This window comes from uncultured Flavobacterium sp. (assembly GCF_963925415.1).
Lineage (GTDB): Bacteria > Bacteroidota > Bacteroidia > Flavobacteriales > Flavobacteriaceae > Flavobacterium.
Genome location: NZ_CAWUTS010000035.1, coordinates 33,449 through 53,570 on the forward strand (window position 1 = coordinate 33,449; position 20,122 = coordinate 53,570).

Below are 20,122 nucleotides of genomic sequence, written 5' to 3' on the forward strand. Positions count from 1 at the left end.
TTAAAAAAAAAGCATGAAATATAATGCAAAAAAAGCATTCCCTTTTTTAATTTCATTATTATTTTTATTTCCATTGTTTAAAGAAAATATTGTTTCTTTTATATTTATTTTGGTATCATTAAATACAATAATTTATCAGTTTCAAAACAAAAGCTTTAAAAGGCCAAAAAAGGAAATCTTGTTGCTTACAATACCTTTTTGGATTGTTTTTATATTGTCCTTGTTTTATTTTGATGGTTTACAAAGCCTAAAGCCAATAAGTAATTCCATGTTTTTTTTGCTTTTTCCAATACTTTTTAATTATATTCCTGAAGAAAATTTTTCATCTGACAAGCTTAATAAATACATTAACATTCTTAAAAACGCAAGTTTACTAATTATAGTATATTATCTCGTATCTTTCTTTTACAATTATACTATTTATGATTTTTTTATAGTATCGAACAACGTTTCTAAGTTTAGAAATTTTGTTTATAATGAACTTTTGTTTTTCAAAATTCATCCTGCTTATTTTACAACTATTTTAGTTTTTTGTACTGCTTTTTCTTTAAAAGAAATACTACAAAAAAAGAAATGGGTTAACCTTATTTACGTGTTTTTCTTTATTCTCATTACATTCTTATTATTAACAAAAATAAATATAATTTATTTAACCTGCTTATTAATTAGTTTTGTTTTTTTTCAAATAAAAAAACATTTCATCCAAAAGGTTTTGGTTTTTGGTTTATTACTAGGGGGGGGGTCTTTTTTAGTGAATAATACTCCTGGATTAAACGAGCGCTTTTATGAATTATCTGTTAGTTTAACAAAAGTCCCTAACGAATTCTCCTATAATTCTACAAATATTAGAGTGGCCATTTACAATTGTGATTATCAAATAATAAAAGAAAATTTTTGGTTTGGGGTGGGTTTTAATAATATAATAGATGAAATAGACCGTTGCTTAAATTCTACTTATAATTCAAGCTTTACTAATGATCACAACTATTTAAGTCATAATTATTATATGTATATACTTATCTCTGGCGGAATATTTAGTTTACTTTTCTTTCTGTTTTATCTTTATACTGTGCTTAAGGTTCTGTTAAAAACAAACCTATTTATATGTTATGCTTTTTTTATAAATTGCCTTACCATTTCAATGATAGAGGATTTTTTCTTTAGGGCTTACGGATTATTTTTCTTTAATCTAATTGTTTTAATGTTTTATAAAAATAATCAAATAACTGGTGAGCGTTATATTGTAGACGAATCAGACAAAGAATGATAAAACGCAACTGTTTCACTATTGCATTTTTCCCAACTGTATTTTTTAGATTCTATTAAGCCTTTCTCTATGATTTCTTGTCGAAGTGATTGTTGATTTAATTGCTTAACTTTTGAAATAAATTCAGCAGTAGACAAATCGTTTAATAATAGTGCAGAGTTTTCGGCCACTTCTCTAATTGTGGCGTTATCAAGCCCTATTACTGGGCAACCTGCTCTCATGGCTTCAACAACTGGAATTCCAAAACCCTCATAGCTTGACGGATATACTAGTGCCAATGCTTTATTAAACAAAACATTAAGCTCTTTGTTTTCTAATGATGGTAAAAAAACTACTCGTTGAAAAGCTTCTTTTGAAAATAATTTTATTTCTGATTCATTAAATATACCACCACCTACAACAACTAGCTTGTGGTTCTGTAATTCATTTAAAACTGAAGCTACAAAATTAAAATTCTTGTAGCTTGTTCTTCCTCCTACAAATAATAAAAAATCTTCTTCTAATTGGTTTGTTTTTATGAAGTTAATTTCACTAACGGTATAGTTTTTTATAGGAAAATAATCATCGCTAACTCCTACATGAATAACCGCTGCCTTTTGACTTGGTTTTAAGGGGCATAGGCGCTTTAAATCTGTGTAGGTGTTGTGTGATATACAAATTACTCCTTTTGATCTTTTTATGGCGCTATACTTTAATATATTATGAAGTTGCTTATTTTTATAATTGGCATAATAGCTGTGAATAAAATCATATACTGTTGTTACTTCAATTTTATTTTTACTGCCTATTAAGCCTCTATAATAACTAGAATGGTATATAAATGAATCATCACTATTATAATAATTGGGTAATATTCTATGAATACTATTACTTTTTGTTTTTATAATTTGTTTTGCTGAAAACTCAAGCTTTTGACGATGAAAATTTTCTTTTGCGTTTATGCTTTCCAAATAATGTAAATCAAATTTATTTTGCTTCTCTAAATATTGGGTTAGTTCAAACCAATAATTAGAAACGCCGCCATTTTTAACTTTTGAGTAAATAATATTATCTAAATAAATTTTCATTTTTTTTGTTTTTTTTTGCCTTTTTGATTGCAATAAATTCTATTTTTGAAAAAAAAAATGAGCAGAAACAAAACTATTACAATATTTACCGGATATTATGCTCCAGAAGACACTGCAATAGGCCTTTATACATCTCAATTTGCTCTTTTTTTGTCAAAAAAAGGATACAGCGTTTCTGTTATAACCGGTTTCCCATATTATCCAAATTGGGAAATTCTAAATGAATACAAAAACAAAAGTAGTTATTTTAATGAAATAATTGATGGAATTAAAATTTTTAGGTACAAACAATATGTTCCTAAAAATGTGACTTTTATTGGAAGAATAAAATTAATGACAACTCATTTATGGGGCAGCTACATTAACTCCAGAAAGATTAAAGAAACTGATTTAGTTATTTGTATAGTTCCTCCTACACTTTCAATTATTGCCGCAGCTATATTAGTCCGAAAAACTAAAGCAAAATTATGGGTACATGTTCAAGATTTTGAATTTGATTTGGCTTTTCAGTCTGGCATTTTAAATGAAAAAATAGTTGGTGTTTTTTTTAAAAAATTGGTGTTCTCTTTAGAAAAAACTTTGCTAAAGAAAGCAGATATTATTAGTGCTATTAGTTTAAACATGGTTAAAAAAACAACTGAAAAAACAAAAAAAAAGGAGGCGTATTTTTTTCCAAATTGGGTTTCATTGAAAAACATAAATCCTAGTATTGCCAAACAACATAGGTATATAAATAAAGAAAAGTTTACGCTCTTATATTCTGGAAACGTAGGAGAAAAACAAAATTGGGCTTTATTAGAATTGCTTGCAAAAAAATTAATGCCTTTTAATGTTGATATCATTATTGTAGGTAATGGATCTTATATTGAAAAGCTAAAGCACAATCTTGCGCCCTTTGATTTTGTTTGTTTTTATGAGCCCATTCCTTATGAAGGTTTAAACGATTTGTTGTGCAGTGCAGATGTTCATTTTTTGTTTCAAAAAAGTGGTGTTATGGATACCGTTATGCCTTCTAAAATATTAGGAATGATGGCAAGTGGTAAACCCTCTATTATTACTGGAAATGAGTTTTCTGAAGTTGCCCGTATTTATAATGAAAATAATTTAGAAGGTTTCTTTTGTTCAGATGATATTGATCCTATATTAAATTTTATTAAAAAAATAAAAACAAATAAAGAAAACGCAATTCCTAACGATTTAGGCTCAAAAGAATTTGTGTTAGAACATTTTTCTGAAGAAAAAATATTACAAAAATTTGAAGAAAAAATTGCATCCATTCTTTAGTTTAAATCGACGCAAGTTTTTTTATAACGAAGAACCAAAGGGTTTTAATGATTTCTTCCATGATTTAATATAAAAACCAAAAACATTCTTTATCTTACTTTTATCTAAAACACTAAAAGCGGGCCTTTTGGCTGGAGTAGGATAATCTGTAGACGAAATAGCTTTTAATGCTATTGAAATGTTGTTTAAATCAAAAATCTTTTTGGCAAAATCAAACCACGAACATTGTCCTTCATTGCTGAAGTTGTAAACGCCAAAATGGTTGTAGGTAGATGCTGAATCAAGTTCAGCATGACAAGATTGAGTTATTTTAACTAATGCTTCTGCTAAATCAACAGCGTTTGTTGGGGTTCCTATTTGGTCATTGACAACAGATAAACTATCTCTATCTGAACCTAAACGCAACATAGTTTTCATAAAGTTATTAGCAAATTGCGAATAAACCCATGAGGTTCTAATTATAAAATGTTTTTCCCAAACAGCTATAATGGCTAATTCACCATCTAGTTTGGTTTGTCCATAAACCCCTGTTGGATTAGGAATGTCGTCTTCTGTATAAGGAGTTGTTTTGCTTCCATCAAATACAAAATCTGTGGAAATGTGTAATAAAACTGTGTTGCTTATTTTACAGGCTTTAGCTAAATTTTGCGCTCCAATTACGTTAATTGAAGAGGCTTTTTCTGATTCTGTTTCTGCTTTATCAACTGCTGTGTAAGCAGCTGTGTTTATGCAAAAATCGGGTTTAAATTGTTCAAAAACATGTTTAACATTTTTTGAATTAGTTATGTCAAGCTGCTTAGAATCACAAAAAACAAATTCGATATCAGGATAATTTTTTTTAATAAATTGGAGCGATTGACCCAGTTGACCGTTTGATCCTGTTACTAAAACTACCATGCTTTTTTAGCATTTTTCAATTCGGGTAAAACCAGATCTTTTTCGGAAACAATGCTTTTTTCAAGTGGAAATTGCCAATCTATTTTTAAAAAAGAATCATTAAAAATTATACCGCCTTCACTTTCTTTGTTATAAAAATTATCACATTTATAGAAAAAAGTTGCCGTTTCGCTTAATACTAAAAAACCATGTGCAAAACCTCTTGGCACAAAGAATTGTTTTTGGTTTTCTGCCGAAAGTAAAATAGATTCAAATTGACCGAATGTTTTAGATTCTGGTCTAATATCTACAGCAACGTCTAAAACATTGCCTTGAAGCACCCTTACTAATTTTGCTTGAGCATGTTTGCCCGTTTGATAATGTAACCCTCTCAAAACTCCTTTTGTAGAATAGGATTGATTATCTTGAACAAAATGGATGTCTTTTCCAATTCCTTTTGCAAAAGTATTTTCATTAAAACTCTCCATAAAATAACCTCTTTCGTCTTTGATTATTTTAGGCTCAATAATAAAACACCCTTTTAATTTTGTTTCTATAAAATTCATTTTCAATTGGTCTTTCAAAACAATTTCAAAAATTAAACAGTTGATGATTCTTGTTTCGTTTTAATGTTTTTTATTCTTGCAACAAACTCATTAAGTGTGTGCCATAACCACTCTTTATCAAAGGCTGAGCTAATTCTTTGAGTTGATTTTTATCTATAAACCCCATTTTATATGCAGCTTCTTCTATGGCTCCAATTTTTAAACCTTGTCGTTCTTCTATTACTTGCACAAATTGACCGGCTTGCATCAAAGATTGAAAAGTACCTGTGTCTAACCAAGCCGTACCTCTGTCTAAAATACTTACTTTTAAGTTGCCTCTTTTTAAATATTCTTTGTTAACGTCTGTTATTTCTAATTCACCTCTATGACTTGGTTTTATGTTTGCGGCAACCTCAACAACTGAGTTGTCATAAAAATATATCCCCGGAACTGCATAATTTGATTTTGGTTTTTCTGGTTTTTCCTCTATTGAAAGAACATTGCCCTCTTTGTCAAAGTCAACTACGCCATAACGTTCTGGATCGGTAACGTGGTAGGCATAAATAACCCCGCCGTCAGGATCGCTATTCGCCTGCAGCAATTCGGCTAAACCGCTTCCATAAAAAATATTATCTCCTAATATTAGTGCCACTTTATCTTTTCCAATAAAATCTTTTCCAATAACAAAAGCTTCGGCTAAACCGTTTGGATTTTGTTGAACGGCATATTCAAAACGACAGCCTAATTTTTTACCATCTCCTAACAATTGTTGAAAAAGAGGTAGGTCATGTGGTGTTGAAATGATTAAAATTTCATTTATTCCGGCCCATATTAAGGTTGATAATGGATAGTATATCATTGGTTTGTCGTAAATAGGCATCATTTGCTTACTTACGGCCAAAGTTAACGGATGCAGCCTTGTTCCCGATCCTCCTGCCAATATAATTCCTTTCATCGATATAGTTTTAAGCGGTTTTTTATTTAAAATTATAAAACAATTGATTAACTTAAGCTTCTTTTGTGTGTTTGTGCTCTATAAAAAGATCTTAAAGCGCGTGTGATAAAAAACAGGAATAAAAATAAAAAAGGCATGACTACTTTCATTAAGCCGTTTTTAATTATAATGTTTAGGTTTAAACTTTTTTCCTTAATTATTTTTTGATAATTCAAGAGTTTTATTTTTTGGGCAGATAAAAAGTAAATTAAATTCCCTTTGGTAATTATTACTTGGTTTAACTCATTATTTTCGTTATAATAAATCAATTTATCACTTTTTAAATTACTCTGTGTGGTGTTTGAAAATTGATTTAAAATTGCATTTATTTGAGCTATTGTTTGTTCGGTTTCAGCAATTTGATTTTTTAAACTTTTATATTCTTCTTCTTTTACTTGAGTAAAATATTCCGAATCTTCTAAATAATCTAATAAAGGCTTAATTACTTTTTCTTTTTTGATTAAGTCCGTTGTTGTAATTATAATTAAATGGTTTTCATAGTTTTTACTGGTTTCCGAAGATTCCATTATTTTTTTTAAATCTCCATCTTCAGCCATTAATTTAATTACTTCATAATTAGATTCTTTTTGTTCAATAAATTTATAAATATCATTTATGGGTTCTATTTCAATTTTTTTAATGGCTGTGTAGTTTTGAATTCCAATAGCATTAAGAAATACACTGTCCTTTTCTTCAATTTTAGTGTTTAATAAGTTAATTTTGGCGTATAAATAATCTACACTTTCAAAATTAGGAATTACTATTATTTCGTGGGTATATTTTTTGTTCTGATCTAAAAAATTTCCCAAAACTGCGCCAATAACAAATAAGAATGTCACTAAAATTAGGTTCCGTTTTATAAACAATATAAAATCGAATATGGCATCTTGACTTTTTTGAAAAAAACCAGTAATTTTTTGAAATAAAACGCCTAAATCTATTTCTTTGTCTTGTGAATTTGTGCTCATTAATAATTAATTTATGTTAAATATTTGTTCTAAAATTTTTATTGTGATTAAATAAGTTGGTTTAACTCCTGTTGTTCCTAATCCACCGGATGCAAGCGTGCTTCCTGTTTCTAGTGGGTTGTCTGATGCGTAATAAGCATATCTGACTTGTACATTGCGCTTGATGCTTTTTCTAATTCTTGATGCCGATTGAATAGCTTTTTGATAGTAAGACCCTTCCATTTCTAACCCTATAGCTTCCCAAGTAGATTCGTGAAAGAATTTTAATAAATCCCTGTTTTGTAATGATGTTCCAAAAACGGTTACCATTGGTCCCGAAAAAACAGGTATGCCGTTTCCGTCAAACATTTCTTTTGTCAGTTGGTTTTTAAAAGAATAGTTGTCTGCTGTGCCTTCATTTACATGAGCATTTGGAATCATGATATCTCCTTTTGAACCTTCTAAAATACCTGCTTTTCCCATTATAGAAACCGACTCTACGTTCAAAAAAACTTTGGGTTGGCTTTTGGGCTGATATGGTTTTAACAATTCGTCAATGGTTTCATAGGCTTGTTCGCCAAAAGCATAATCCATAACGATTAAAACGGGTTTATTTGTTTCTGTTTTTGCGGTTGAAAAGTTGGTTTGTTTGAAATCAATGTAAGCTGTGTCAAAAATTTGAACATCAATGTTGGTCCCTGATGTGTCTGGTAATGAAATCATGCCGTTTTTGAGTGCAAAATCTTGCACTTTTTTTCGCAAGTCTTTGTTTTCTGAACTGCTTAAATCTTCGAAAACCTGAAAATTATTGAGCCCTTTGTATTTTTTTCCTAAAACAGGTTCTGCAAAAATAGAATTCATTACACTGTGCATGTTAGCGCTTATGATATGAAGAGGCCTGTGTAATAAGTTGTTTTTTTCTAAAGTTTCTTTGATGTTATCTGCCCAAATTTCTCCATATATATGATGACCTAAGCGCTCTCTTAAAATGGGGCTAAACGTTATGGTTCGTTTGTTGTTTTCAACAACTTCTTCGATGGCTAATTTTCCAAGCCAATATATTATTTGAAGAAAACGTTCAGGAACTGCAGGAGTGGCAAAATTTGGATAAATGGCTTGTACCTCGGCGAAGGTTCTTCCTAAAACATTAGACAGGTGTGAAATGGCTTTTTCTCTATCGTTTGGTGTTAATTTGTTTTTTTGTGTTACATATTGTTCCACCTTTTTCCAATCGTGAGATACCTCGCCCGACTCGTCTACCAATATTCTGTTTTTTATTTTGTGAGATTCAATAAAAATAAAAGTTAAATGCGTTAGAATATCATAAATGTCAGATCGCCCTCGTGTAATTTCAACATTCATTTGCTCGTCGTCAATACGATAACAGTTTCTTTTTCTTTTGGGAGGAATAATTGCTTTAAAATGCGAATTTGCGTAACCTTCATCTGAAGTAAGATTAATAAAACGACATTGTTCTATACCAACCGGAAGCCTTTCTATAACATAAAGCAAGCCGTTTAGTTCTACTTTTTCTTCGGCAATGCTCCCATAAATTTCAGGTCTTAGAGATAATAATGCTTCGCGCAAGGTTTCTCCAGAAATTCCCATAGGTTTATAAAAACCTCTGTTAAAAAGGTGGCGCATGCTTATATATAAACGCTCAATTGCCGCTGATGATTCTTGTGCTCTAGAACGCGATATGTTTTTAATTTCTTGCATGTGTTATTTATTGATTACAAATATAGTATTTTTAGCTTAAGTTGGTAAAGGTTTGTTTAATTGCTCATTCTTAACTTATCGGCTATTTCTCTATTGTCGCTCAATCGAGCTAGTTTATTTTGTCCGCCTAATTTTCCAATGGACTTCATGTACTCTTGAAAACCGTTTTTTGGTACTTTTGAAACGACTACTGTTCTCAATACTTTACCTATAATTAAATCGTTATAATACGCGTTTTGCTTGCGCATGGCATTATCTATTTTTAACGCAAATGCTGACAAATTATTGGGTTCGTTTTCAAATTCTATAAACCATTCGTGATACGGTAAACCGGTGCTTGGTGTAATTTGTGGCGCAACGGTGAATTCGTTTACTCGAACTTCTGTGTTTTGAACAGCTTCTTGCAAAGCGCTTTCTACTTCTTTTGCAATAACATGTTCTCCAAAAGCTGAAATGAAATGTTTAATTCTTCCTGAAACAATAACTCTATATGGTTTTAAACAAGTAAACTGAACAGTATCTCCAATATTATAAGCCCAAAGACCCGCATTTGTAGATATAATAAGAACATAATTAATGCTTAGCTCTACTTCTCCGATGGTATGCCTTTTTGGATTTTTTGTATGAAATTCGTCTGTTTTTATAAATTCATAGAAAATTCCTGAATTTAATAACAAAAGCATTCCTTTTTCTTTTTGAGAATCCTGGTAGGCAAAAAAACCTTCTGAAGCTGGAAATAGCTCTATGGAATCTACTTTTCGACCGATTAATTTTTCAAATTTAGCTCTATAAGGTTCGTAGTTTACGCCCCCATAAATAAATAAGTTGAAGTTTTTAAACAACTCCCCAACCGGTTTATGGGCTTTTTCTTTTAATTTTTCAAAATACATAAGTACCCATGGCGGAATTCCTGATATAACAGCCATGTCTTCGTGAATAGTTTCGTCTACAATAGCGTTTATTTTTGTTTCCCAATCTTCAATACAATTGGTTTCCCAACTTGGCATTCTGTTTTTTTGCAAGTATTTAGGCACAAAATGAGCTACAATTCCTGATAAACGTCCCAAATTAATTCCGTTTTTATATTCTAAATAAGGACTGCCCTGTAAGAAAATCATTTTTCCGTCAACAAATTGTGCGTTCCCTGTTTGGTGTATATAATTCAATATTGCATTTCGGGCCGCTTTAATATGAAAAGGCATGGATTCTTTGGTAAGCGGAATATATTTGGCTCCAGATGTTGTGCCTGATGTTTTGGCAAAATATAAAGGCTTCCCTTTCCAAAGAATGTCGGGCTCTCCATTTACGACTTTTTCTATATAAGGCTTTAAGGCTTCGTAATCTCTAACTTTAACGTTAGTAGTAAAGTCGTGGTGGGTTTTGATTTGATTAAAATTATGGTCTTTTCCAAATTGTGTTGTTGCAGCTTGGTGGATTAAGGCCAAAAAAACTTTTTGTTGGGTTTCAATAGGGTTTGTTAACCACTTTTTGGTTTTATGGTGAATAGCTCTTGCAAATAATTTTGCTGCAATACTTTTTAATGTCATGGTTTTCAAATTAACACTGATGTTTATTAAAACACTTTTTGTAAAAAAAAGCCTGTTTTTGTTCTGGTAAAAAAAGATCAAAAGGGCCTCTTTTATGGTTTATAGAAATTTGTTTGCTCGTAAAATCTTTAAATAAACAACGGAAAATAGATTCTTAAAGGTTTATTGAAAATTAATATATTGTGTGGGGTTTATAGGAAAACCATCTTTCCAAAGTTCAAAATAAAAATTGCCGCTGTTGTTTTGAAATTCGGCGCTGCCCGCTTGGCCTATTACTTCTCCCATTTTTACATTATCTCGCGGTTCTTTTGTTAAAAACACTATGTTTTTATAAACCGAAATAAGGTCTTCCTTGTGTTTTATAAGCACTACATAGCCCGATGTGGGGGTCCAATCTGCAAAAAGAATGGTTCCTGGTGCAACTGCTTTTATAGGGGTTTCTTTTGCAATGGCAATATCGATTCCGTAGTTTTTTTTAATGGGGTTATAGTTTTTTATAATTTTCCCGTTTGTTGGAGGAAAAAGAACAAAGTTAACTTTAGGCTTTGCTTTGTCAAAAACATTGTATTTGTCTTCAAGAGCTACTTGATCTCTTAATTTTTGCTCTGCTTTAGTTGTTTTAACATCAAAATCTTCCGGATTGTTGTTTGTTTGATTTCTAAGAGAGTCTTTATTGAGTTTGGCGTATTCTAATTCACCTACTAATACCTTTTTAATAGATGCTATAAATTTATTGTTGATTTCTATATTGTTTTTTAAAGAATCTGATTTAATGGACAAAACTACTGTTTCTTCTTTTAATTTAGTTGACGCATATCCTGGAATGTATTCGCGAAGCGAGGTAAAGGCTATAAAAAAAGTTGTGATAAAAATTAATAAAAAAGCAGAAAGTGTAGCCACTACAAAAACGTTCATGAGGTTTAATTTTAATGAAAAGGTTTCTTCAAACGTGTCTTCGTTTAAAATTACAAGTCTTCGTTTATTGAATAACTTTTTTTTTATAAGTTGCCTTTTTATTTTTTTTTCTGCCATTTTTAACCTTTTGGTTTACAAATATAGTAATTATGGCTTGTTATGATATTTCTTGATTCATAATTATTTGTAAAAAAAGAAGTGTTTGGTATTTTCTTTTTATCTTTGTGCTATTAAACAATAGAAATTATGAATGCATTATCTATATTTTTAGGGATTGTGGGAGTGCCCCAGGTAGTCTTGGTTGTTGTTATTCTTTTACTACTTTTTGGTGGTAAAAAAATTCCGGAATTAATGAAAGGATTAGGAAGCGGTATTAAAGAGTTTAAAAACGCAGCCAAAGAAGAGGAAAATAAAGATTCTAAAAAAGACGATTCAACTACTAAAGAGTAAGTTTTTTTTAAATTCCAATCTCGAAGTTTCGGGAGAAAATCCCAAATTCCAATTTCTCATGCGACAAGTTCAGGATAAAAATTGGAATTTGGGGTTTATAGTTTTATAACCTCTTGAATAATTTTTTGCTTACAGGTTTCCCAATTGAATTCTTGATACCTTTTTGGTGTTTGATCTAAATCTGCATCTTAAAAATAATACAAACTTTTTATAAGCATAAATTTAGAACCATCGAAATATTTTTGCAAATAAAAGTCAATCATTTCACTCAAAGTAAATTCGTTAAGTAAAAAATATAAATCAATAAAATCTTTTTTACTTCCACGACCATAAATTGCATTTAACTTCATGGCGGCAATATCTTCTTTTGAAGCCATTCTTATTCCATTAATAATTAAATGTTTTCTTAAAAGTGGATATTGATAGTTTACAAAATCAACTTTTACACTATTAACTGAAGTTATCAAAATATTTTTACTTTTTTTAAAAACCTCAAAAGTTCCAAAATCATTTAATGTTCTTGTGAATAATTCTTCGTCTATTTCAGATTTTCCAAACAAATATTTATCAATAGAATTTCTATGAGTTCGAAGAGTTCTGGACTAACTGTCTGTGTTTGTAGCCTCTAAATTCTGACTTATCTATATTAAAAATAGTTGAAACATAAGAAAGCGTAATCGCATCTAAACTTCTTAAATTTAAAGTAACTTCTTTGATTGTGTTTAAGCCATAAAATGCTTTTAAATTTACCCAATCGTTCCAATTTCCATATTTTAAAACCTTACTAATCATTTGTTCTTTGTAAAAATTCAAATCAAAAGTAGTTTTATCCACATCCCAAAAAAGATGCTGCGAAAAGGCGTTTATGGTAATTTTTTGTTGCATAAATACAAAGATGCCTTTTTTTAAATTTCTAATGTAAAAATTTTAAAGATTGATAATTATGCTTTTAAATAACCATCGTCAACTGAATCCGTTTCCTTGCTTCATCTATCTCAACCACTTTTACTTGCACGTGTTGGTGAAGTTTTACAACTTCGTTTACGTCGCTTACAAATCCTTGTTTTAATTGGGAAATGTGTACCAAGCCACTTTCTTTAATGCCAACATCTACAAAACAACCAAAAGCGGTAATGTTATTAACTATTCCTGGTAAAATCATTCCTGTGCTTAAATTGCTTATAGATTTTACATTAGGATCAAATTCAAAAACTTTTGCTGATTTTCTTGGGTCTAATCCTGGTTTTTCTAACTCTTTTACAATGTCTTTTAATCCTAAAATACCTGTTTCAGATGTAATGTAATTTTCTAATTTTAAAAGGCTAATTTTTACTTTGTTAGCCATTAATTCGTTTACCGAAATTTTCAAGTCTTTGGCCATTTTTTCTACGATTTCATATGCTTCTGGATGAACAGCTGAATTGTCTAGTGAATTTTTTCCGTCTTTAATTCGTATAAAAGCCGCGGCTTGTTGATATGCTTTTTCTCCCAAACGGGGTACTTTTTTTAGTTCTTTTCTATCTGCAAAAGGGCCATTTTTTGCGCGATAAGCTACAATGTTTTCGGCCATTTTTTCGCCTATTCCGCTTACATAACTCAATAAAGCTTTACTGGCTGTATTGATGTTTATGCCCACCGAATTTACACAACGAACTACAACAAAGTCTAACTTTTCTTTTAATTTAGTTTGATCTACATCGTGTTGATATTGTCCTACTCCTATAGATTTTGCTTCTATTTTTACTAATTCTGCCAAGGGGTCAGAAAGTCGTCTGCCTATGGAAACCGACCCACGAACAGTTACATCATAAGTTGGAAATTCTTCTCGTGCAATTTTTGATGCTGAATAAATCGATGCGCCTGCCTCTGAAACAATAAAAACCTGAACCGGTTTGTCAAATGCAATTTTTTTTATGAAAAACTCGGTTTCCCGACTAGCAGTTCCGTTTCCGATAGAAATTGCTTCAATATTATACGCGTTTACCATCGAGCGTATTTTTTTCATTGCCATTGATGACTCGTTTTGTGGTGCATGCGGATAAATTGTTTCGTTATATAACAAATCTCCTTTTTCGTCTAAACAAACTACCTTGCAACCACTTCTATAACCAGGGTCAATGGCTAAAATTCGTTTCTCTCCTAATGGTGGAGCTAATAGTAACTGACTTAAATTTTCTGCAAAAATATCAATAGCTTTTATATCGGCTTTAACTTTGGCTTCTTGTAATGTTTCATTAGAAATTGCGGGCTCTAATAAGCGTTTATAGGAGTCTTTTATAGCAATTTTTACCTGTACTGACTTTTTACTGTTGCATTTTATAATATGCTCTTCTATAAATTCAATAGCTACTTCTTCAGGTTTTTCTGCATCTATTTCAATTTTTAATTTTATGAAGCCTTCGTTTTCTGCACGCATCATCGCTAAAATACGATGCGATGGTGCTTTTAAAACAGACTCGCTCCAATCAAAATATTGTTTAAATTTTTGAGCGCCTTCATCTTGTTCTTTTTTTTTAACCACTTTTGTGGTTATAATAGCTTTTCGTTGAAATAATCTCCGAAGCCCTCTTCTGATCTGTATGTTTTCATTAATCCATTCGGCAACAATATATCGTGCTCCTTGCAAAGCGTCGTCTTCATTAGCTACGTTTTTCGATATATATTTTGAGGCTTCAAAGTCAATTTCATCATTATTTTGTGCCATAATGATTTTTGCTAAAGGCTCTAAGCCATTTTCTCGAGCTACATCTGCTTTTGTTTTTTTCTTTTTTTTGTAAGGCAAATACAAATCTTCTAGTTCTTGTAAATCAAAACTTTCTTCTATTTTTTCTTTTAGTTCTTTAGTGAGTTGGCCTTGCTCATTAATGGTTTTTAAGATGGTTGTTTTACGTCTTACAATTTCGTCATATTGTTTAGATAGCTTGGCAATGTTTTCAATTTGAACTTCGTCTAAACCTCCTGTTTGATCTTTTCTGTATCTTGAAATAAAAGGGATGGTGCAATCTTCTAAAAGTAATTTTAATGTGGCTTCTATATTTTTATCAACAGTATTTACTATTGATTTAATGAATTGGATTTGGTTCATTTAAATTGGTTTACTTTTTTTTTATAAGGCAAACTTACGTACCTTTTTTAATTTTCATGATTAAAGTTTCTTTTTACAAAACCTAAAGCTACTTCAACAATTTTTCCCATTGAGTTTGCTTTTTTAAAATTTAAATCTAAAGTGTATTCGTATATTTCCTCTCGCAATTGCTTTATGTTTTCTTTAGGTGCTATTTTTAACGTTTTCATTGCTAAAATTAGATGTTTCAGACGTTTTTCTGAGTCAATTAGTCGTTTTACCAAAATAGATCGTTCTTCGCTTTGATACTGTTCTATTGCGTTTTGATTTAATTTATCATATACCAGTTGGTTAAACTTAAAGTTTTCTTTAAAAAGAAAAGGTTTGTACAATTTAAAATTGCCCTCATAACACTGTTGGTCAAAATCAATTGCTCGAATTTTAAAAACTCTTTGATCAAAATCGTAAATAGGTATTATCACAAAATTATAGGATCGCATATCGCCCAAAAGAGTTATCATACAGCGTTCATTAAACTTTACAAATTCTTTTGCTATTTGGGCTTTTTCGTGCTCATTGCATTCTTTTAAGTTGTGCTCTAAAAAAACGTCTCCAGGTATACCTACAATATGTTCCTCTATTAAAGTATCTTCAAACACTAAAAAATTTATTCTGTTTGGAGATAAAATATGCTCTAATTCTAAACCAAAGACACGAGAAGCATCCGCTTTTTTAACATAAAAATGCGTGTAATTGTTGTTTATGATATTTCGCACCTTTATTCTAAAAGGTTGTGAATTTCCAAATGTGCAAAAATCTATATAATCTACATTTAAAAAAGGAATAATTCTTTCATTTCCGTTGGAATGTAAAAGGGTGTATATTTTTTTTAAGCTTATATCTATCTCTTCTTTTTCAAATTCATTATAATAAACCCTGATCCATAATGTGTCTTTTCCCTCTTTATCATTTACTGCTATAGAGCCTTGAAAACGCAATAAATCATCATAAAATACATTTGTTTTTGTTACTCTCTTGTATTTTTCAAGATAAGTGTGTAAAGTGGTATTTATTGGATAATATTGTTTTTTTAATTGAGGTTTTTTTTCGTTCATGATGTAGGTTATATAAAAAACTAATCTTGTACTATAGTTTCTTTTGGATCTTTTTTTTGAAATTCGGGCTGAATATTTACATGATTGATGTTATATGTTTTTAACAAAACGCTTTCTATTTGATTTAGAAGTTCATTAAATTTACTTAATTTTATGTTTTCTGAACAATCTAAATGCGCTTCTAGATGTAATTCTTGTTCGTTTAAGTGCCAAACATGTATGTGGTGTATGTTGTTTACGCCTTTAATTTTATTGATTGTTTCAACAATATGTTTAACATCAATACCGTCAGGAGTAAAAAGCATTAACATTTTAGTAGCTTTTAAAAGCAAATCAAAACCTACAAAAATTAAATAAATAGCAATTATAAAGGTTAAAACACTGTCAATCCAATATATTTGAAAATAATACATTAATATTCCGCCTATTAAAACAGCAATAGAGGCCAACATATCGGTTAATAAATGTAAATAAGCTGATTTCATATTTAGGTTTTGTTTTGAATCATTTTTTAACAACAAAACAGAAAAACCATTAACCAAAATTCCTAAAGCTGCAAGCCACATTACTAATGTAGGTTGTATTTCATTTGGATATAAAAAACGTCCAACAGCTTCGTAAATCAAATAAAAAGCAACAATTATTAATGATAGAGCGTTCACAAAAGCTGCAATGAGTTCGGCTCGTTTTAATCCAAAAGTTTGTGCATAAGAGGCTTTTCTTTTTGATAGTTTTTGAGCAATATAACTAAAAACTAGAGAAAGAACATCAGAAAAATTATGTAATGCATCAGAAATTAAAGCTAAACTACCCGAAACAAGACCGCCTATAATTTGTGCCACTGTTATAAGCACGTTTAATAAAATAGTAAGTAATAAGTTTTTTTCTTTAGTATAATAATTATGGCTCATTTATAAAAAAAAATTTGTTTTTATATCAACAAGAAATTTTATTTACTCTGGTTGCATGCCTACCGCCTTCGAAACTTGTGTTTAAAAAAACCTCTACCATAGATACAGCCTGAGGAATTGAAGTATATCGTGCAGGAATGCTAAGAATATTGGCATCATTATGTTGCCTTGCTAATTCGGCTATTTCTTTTGTCCAACAAAGAGCTGCTCGAATACCTTGGTGTTTGTTTACACTCATAGCAATACCATTGCCAGATCCACAAATAACAATACCTAAATCTGCTTGTTTTGCTTCTATATCTTTTGCTACTGCATGACCAAAATCAGGATAATCAACACTATCAAAAGTATCTGTTCCATGGTTTGTTACAATATGTCCTTTTTCTAGTAAAAACGCAACAATAGCTTTTTTATAATCAGGTCCAGCGTGGTCGTTTCCAATTGAAATTTTCATTTAATTCGTTTTTAATTATTATTACAGACAAAGTTAGTTAAACGTTTATTAAGAATTCTTTTTTATTAAAAAAAATTATAAATTATTAGCAATCAGTGGTTTAAAAAAACAAAAAAAGGACTGTTAATAATTATTTACAACTAGTTGATAATCAGTTAATGTTAAATTAACATTACTTGTTAATAAATAAAAATAGTTTTTTAAAACTTTTTTTAATTTGTATTAATATTTTATGTAATCCAAAACTGTTTTATAAAAAGCAAATTTATTTTCTATTATTTTTTAGTAATTTATCATCAAATAATATGTAGTTATAAACATAAATTAGAAAAAACTTATTAAGAAAAAATGATTTATTTTAGTTATCAACAGTTGTTTATAAAGTATTATATTTCCTTTATTTTAAAGACTTTATAATATATTTATTTTGTTCATTGTTTTGTATAAATTAAATAATAATAATAATAAGCTATTTTATATAAAATTTATAACACCTATTAACATACTATCATAACCACCAAAAATTTAAATTTAATTAAAATATTTTGTGTTGTATTTAATAAATGTTGAAAACTATTTAATTTTTTCAATTAATATATTTTTTACTTAATTCTATAATCTTAATACTTCTTCGTACTTTTAAACTTTATTAGAAAAGATTATGACAAAGAAAATTAAAAACCTTGGTAGTAAAGAAAAAGAATTTACTTCACAAATTTTAAAAATTATAGCACAAGATGCTAACAAAACATTTAATTATAAACAAATAGCAGCAGTATTGAATGTTACTGATACAAAAAGCCGAAATGAAATTATTAAAGATTTAAATCGATTAAAACAAAAAGGTAAAATAGAAGAACAGGATAAAGGAAAATTTAAAATCATAGCAAAGTCTGAATATTATGAAGGAACTATTGATATGACTTCAAGAAAATCTGGATATTTTATTTGTGAAGAACTAGATGATGATGTTTACATTCCTTTTCAAAATTTAAATCATGCTTTAGATAAAGATAAAGTTAAAGTTTATATTTATAACAAACGAAGTTCAAGAAAACCAGAAGCTGAAGTACTTGAAATTTTAGAACGTAGTAAATTAGATTTTGTTGGTGTTATTGATATTCAAAAAAACTTTGCCTTTGTTACAACAGCAAATAATAAAATGTACACTGATATTTTTATTCCAAAAGATAAGTTAGGTGCTGCAGAAAATGGCGATGTTGTTTTGGTAAAAATGGAAGATTGGCCTAAAAAAGCAGATTCTCCTTTTGGAAGAGTTGAAAAAGTACTAGGTAAACCTGGTGAACACAACACCGAAATTCATGCAATTTTAGCCGAATATGGATTACCTTATGATTTTTCTGTAGAAGTAGAAGTTTATGCTAATAAAATAGATACTTCTATTACTCAAGAGGAGATTGATAAAAGAAGAGATATGCGAAAAACACTCACTTTTACTATTGATCCAAAAGACGCTAAAGATTTTGATGATGCCTTATCATTTAAAGTTTTAGAAAATGGAAATTACGAAATCGGAATTCACATTGCAGATGTATCACATTATTTAAAAGAAGGAACAATTTTAGATGATGAAGCATATAATAGAGCTACTTCTGTTTATTTAGTTGATAGGGTAGTGCCTATGTTACCTGAAGTTTTATCAAATTTTGCTTGTTCTCTTCGTCCTCATGAAGAAAAATTAACTTTTTCTGCAGTTTTTCAACTGAATAATAAAGCAGAAATTGTAGATTCTTGGTTTGGAAGAACTGTTACATATTCAGATCAAAGATTTGCTTATGAAGAAGCACAATCAATAATAGAATCAAAATCTGATATAATACCAACTGAAATTTCTATTACTGGAGAAGCTTATCAAGTTCCAAAACCAATAGTAGATGCAACTTTAAAATTAGATGAATTAGCTAAAATTCTTCGTAAAAAAGAATGCAAGCAGGTGCTATTTCATTTGATAAAGTAGAAGTGAAATTCAATTTGAATAAAGAATCAGAACCTATAGGTGTTTTTTTTAAAGTTTCAAAAGATGCCAATCATTTAATTGAAGAATTTATGCTTTTAGCTAATAGAAAAGTAGCTGAATTTATTGGAAAACAAAAGAAAACATTTGTTTATAGAATTCATGATGAGCCAAATGAAGATAAATTATTTAATCTTCAAGCGTTAATTTCTCGCTTTGGATATAAATTAGATTTAAGAGATAAAAAAAACATATCAAAATCTTTAAATTCTTTAATGCAAGAAGTTAATGGAAAAAAAGAACAAAATTTAATAGATACTCTTGCAATACGAACCATGAGTAAAGCTAAGTATTCAACAGATAATATTGGTCATTATGGTTTAGCTTTTGATTATTACAGCCATTTTACTTCACCCATTAGACGTTATCCAGATGTAATGGTTCATCGATTATTACAATATTATTTAGATGGAGGAAAGAGCGCAAACGAAGAAGAATTTGAAGAAAAATGTAAGCATTCTAGTTCTATGGAATATTTAGCAACACAAGCCGAAAGAGATTCTATAAAATATATGCAAGTTAAATATATGCAAGATCATAAAGATCAAGAATTTTTAGGTGTTATTTCTGGTGCCACAGAATGGGGTATTTATGTTGAAATTATTGAAAACAAATGCGAAGGAATGTGTAGAATTAGAGATATAAAAGATGATTATTATACATTTGATGATAAGCAATATGCTTTAGTTGGTGAAGTTTCTAAAAATATTATTCAATTAGGAGACGAAGTATATGTTAAAGTAAAAAGTGCAGATCTAGTAAAAAAACAACTTGATTTTACATATTTAAGAAAAAAAGAGTAAATCAACATTTATAACTTATTATTTAATTTTTAAAAATAGTTTAAAAAAAGGAATAGTTTTTGTTTAACTATTAAAAAAACATATAAATATGAAAAAAAACGTATTAATACTATTACTAATTAGTACATT

At 29.5% G+C, this 20,122-nt stretch carries 17 protein-coding genes and 1 pseudogene; 4 read left to right on the top strand and 14 right to left on the bottom strand.

Going from position 1 to position 20,122, the window contains the following annotated elements; translation table 11 throughout:
* Positions 1-13: 13 nt before the first annotated feature.
* The gene (locus AABM47_RS02695; RefSeq protein WP_338409383.1) at positions 14-1,267 is read left to right on the top strand and encodes an O-antigen ligase family protein; all 1,254 of its coding nucleotides are present in this window, start codon (positions 14-16) and stop codon (positions 1,265-1,267) included.
* Here the strand turns inward: AABM47_RS02695 and AABM47_RS02700 are convergent.
* Positions 1,237-2,334 (bottom strand): glycosyltransferase family 1 protein, encoded by a 1,098-nt coding sequence (locus AABM47_RS02700; protein WP_338409384.1) that lies wholly within the window; start codon positions 2,332-2,334, stop codon positions 1,237-1,239. The genes AABM47_RS02695 and AABM47_RS02700 overlap by 31 nt on opposite strands.
* 57 nt (positions 2,335-2,391) lie before the next feature.
* Between AABM47_RS02700 and AABM47_RS02705 the strand changes: the two genes are divergently transcribed.
* A complete protein-coding gene (locus tag AABM47_RS02705) occupies positions 2,392-3,618 on the top strand; it encodes a glycosyltransferase WbuB (RefSeq protein WP_338409385.1) in 1,227 nt (408 codons plus the stop codon).
* A 21-nt stretch (positions 3,619-3,639) separates the two neighbouring features.
* On the opposite strand, the gene rfbD is transcribed toward AABM47_RS02705, so the two are convergent.
* From rfbD to AABM47_RS02740, 7 genes are all read right to left on the bottom strand, one after another.
* On the bottom strand, positions 3,640-4,515 hold the full coding sequence (gene rfbD / locus AABM47_RS02710) for a dTDP-4-dehydrorhamnose reductase (RefSeq protein ID WP_338409386.1): 876 nt from the start codon (positions 4,513-4,515) through the stop codon (positions 3,640-3,642).
* Positions 4,509-5,060, bottom strand: coding sequence for a dTDP-4-dehydrorhamnose 3,5-epimerase (gene rfbC, locus AABM47_RS02715; protein ID WP_338409387.1), 552 nt, complete (start codon positions 5,058-5,060; stop codon positions 4,509-4,511). The genes rfbD and rfbC overlap by 7 nt, the downstream gene beginning before the upstream one ends.
* A gap of 70 nt (positions 5,061-5,130) precedes the next feature.
* Entirely contained in the window at positions 5,131-5,994 is an 864-nt protein-coding gene (gene rfbA, locus AABM47_RS02720; protein ID WP_338409388.1) for a glucose-1-phosphate thymidylyltransferase RfbA, read from the bottom strand.
* Positions 5,995-6,041: 47 nt separating this feature from the next.
* Positions 6,042-7,001: a hypothetical protein gene (locus tag AABM47_RS02725; protein ID WP_338409389.1), complete on the bottom strand. Its 960-nt coding sequence runs from the start codon at positions 6,999-7,001 to the stop codon at positions 6,042-6,044.
* A gap of 6 nt (positions 7,002-7,007) precedes the next feature.
* Complete coding sequence (locus AABM47_RS02730; protein WP_338409390.1) at positions 7,008-8,699, bottom strand: hypothetical protein; 1,692 nt, start codon at positions 8,697-8,699, stop codon at positions 7,008-7,010.
* A gap of 56 nt (positions 8,700-8,755) precedes the next feature.
* On the bottom strand, positions 8,756-10,246 hold the full coding sequence (locus AABM47_RS02735; RefSeq protein ID WP_338409391.1) for a GH3 auxin-responsive promoter family protein: 1,491 nt from the start codon (positions 10,244-10,246) through the stop codon (positions 8,756-8,758).
* 162 nt (positions 10,247-10,408) lie between these two features.
* Positions 10,409-11,278, bottom strand: a complete 870-nt coding sequence (locus AABM47_RS02740) for a M23 family metallopeptidase (RefSeq protein ID WP_338409392.1) — start codon at positions 11,276-11,278, stop codon at positions 10,409-10,411.
* A gap of 129 nt (positions 11,279-11,407) precedes the next feature.
* On the opposite strand from AABM47_RS02740, the gene tatA reads away from it, so the two are divergent.
* Positions 11,408-11,611 (top strand): twin-arginine translocase TatA/TatE family subunit, encoded by a 204-nt coding sequence (gene tatA, locus AABM47_RS02745; protein ID WP_338409393.1) that lies wholly within the window; start codon positions 11,408-11,410, stop codon positions 11,609-11,611.
* A 188-nt stretch (positions 11,612-11,799) separates the two neighbouring features.
* Here tatA and AABM47_RS02750 read toward each other — a convergent pair whose 3' ends face one another.
* The 6 genes from AABM47_RS02750 to rpiB all read right to left on the bottom strand — a co-directional run bounded on the left by AABM47_RS02750 (position 11,800) and on the right by rpiB (position 17,155).
* Positions 11,800-12,171: a nucleotidyl transferase AbiEii/AbiGii toxin family protein gene (locus AABM47_RS02750; RefSeq protein ID WP_338409394.1), complete on the bottom strand. Its 372-nt coding sequence runs from the start codon at positions 12,169-12,171 to the stop codon at positions 11,800-11,802.
* A gap of 19 nt (positions 12,172-12,190) precedes the next feature.
* Positions 12,191-12,496 carry a hypothetical protein gene (locus AABM47_RS02755; protein ID WP_338409395.1) on the bottom strand — a complete coding sequence of 102 codons (306 nt, stop codon included), beginning with the start codon at positions 12,494-12,496 and terminating at the stop codon, positions 12,191-12,193.
* A 64-nt stretch (positions 12,497-12,560) separates the two neighbouring features.
* Positions 12,561-14,696: a Tex family protein gene (locus AABM47_RS02760; protein WP_338409396.1), complete on the bottom strand. Its 2,136-nt coding sequence runs from the start codon at positions 14,694-14,696 to the stop codon at positions 12,561-12,563.
* Positions 14,697-14,743: 47 nt separating this feature from the next.
* Positions 14,744-15,790: a hypothetical protein gene (locus AABM47_RS02765; RefSeq protein ID WP_338409397.1), complete on the bottom strand. Its 1,047-nt coding sequence runs from the start codon at positions 15,788-15,790 to the stop codon at positions 14,744-14,746.
* A gap of 20 nt (positions 15,791-15,810) precedes the next feature.
* A complete protein-coding gene (locus AABM47_RS02770) occupies positions 15,811-16,701 on the bottom strand; it encodes a cation diffusion facilitator family transporter (RefSeq protein ID WP_338409398.1) in 891 nt (296 codons plus the stop codon).
* Positions 16,702-16,726: 25 nt separating this feature from the next.
* Entirely contained in the window at positions 16,727-17,155 is a 429-nt protein-coding gene (rpiB, locus tag AABM47_RS02775) for a ribose 5-phosphate isomerase B (protein WP_338409399.1), read from the bottom strand.
* Positions 17,156-17,816: 661 nt separating this feature from the next.
* Between rpiB and rnr the strand changes: the two are divergent.
* Positions 17,817-19,993 (top strand): annotated as a pseudogene (rnr, locus tag AABM47_RS02780) (ribonuclease R).
* The last annotated feature ends 129 nt before the right edge of the window (positions 19,994-20,122 follow it).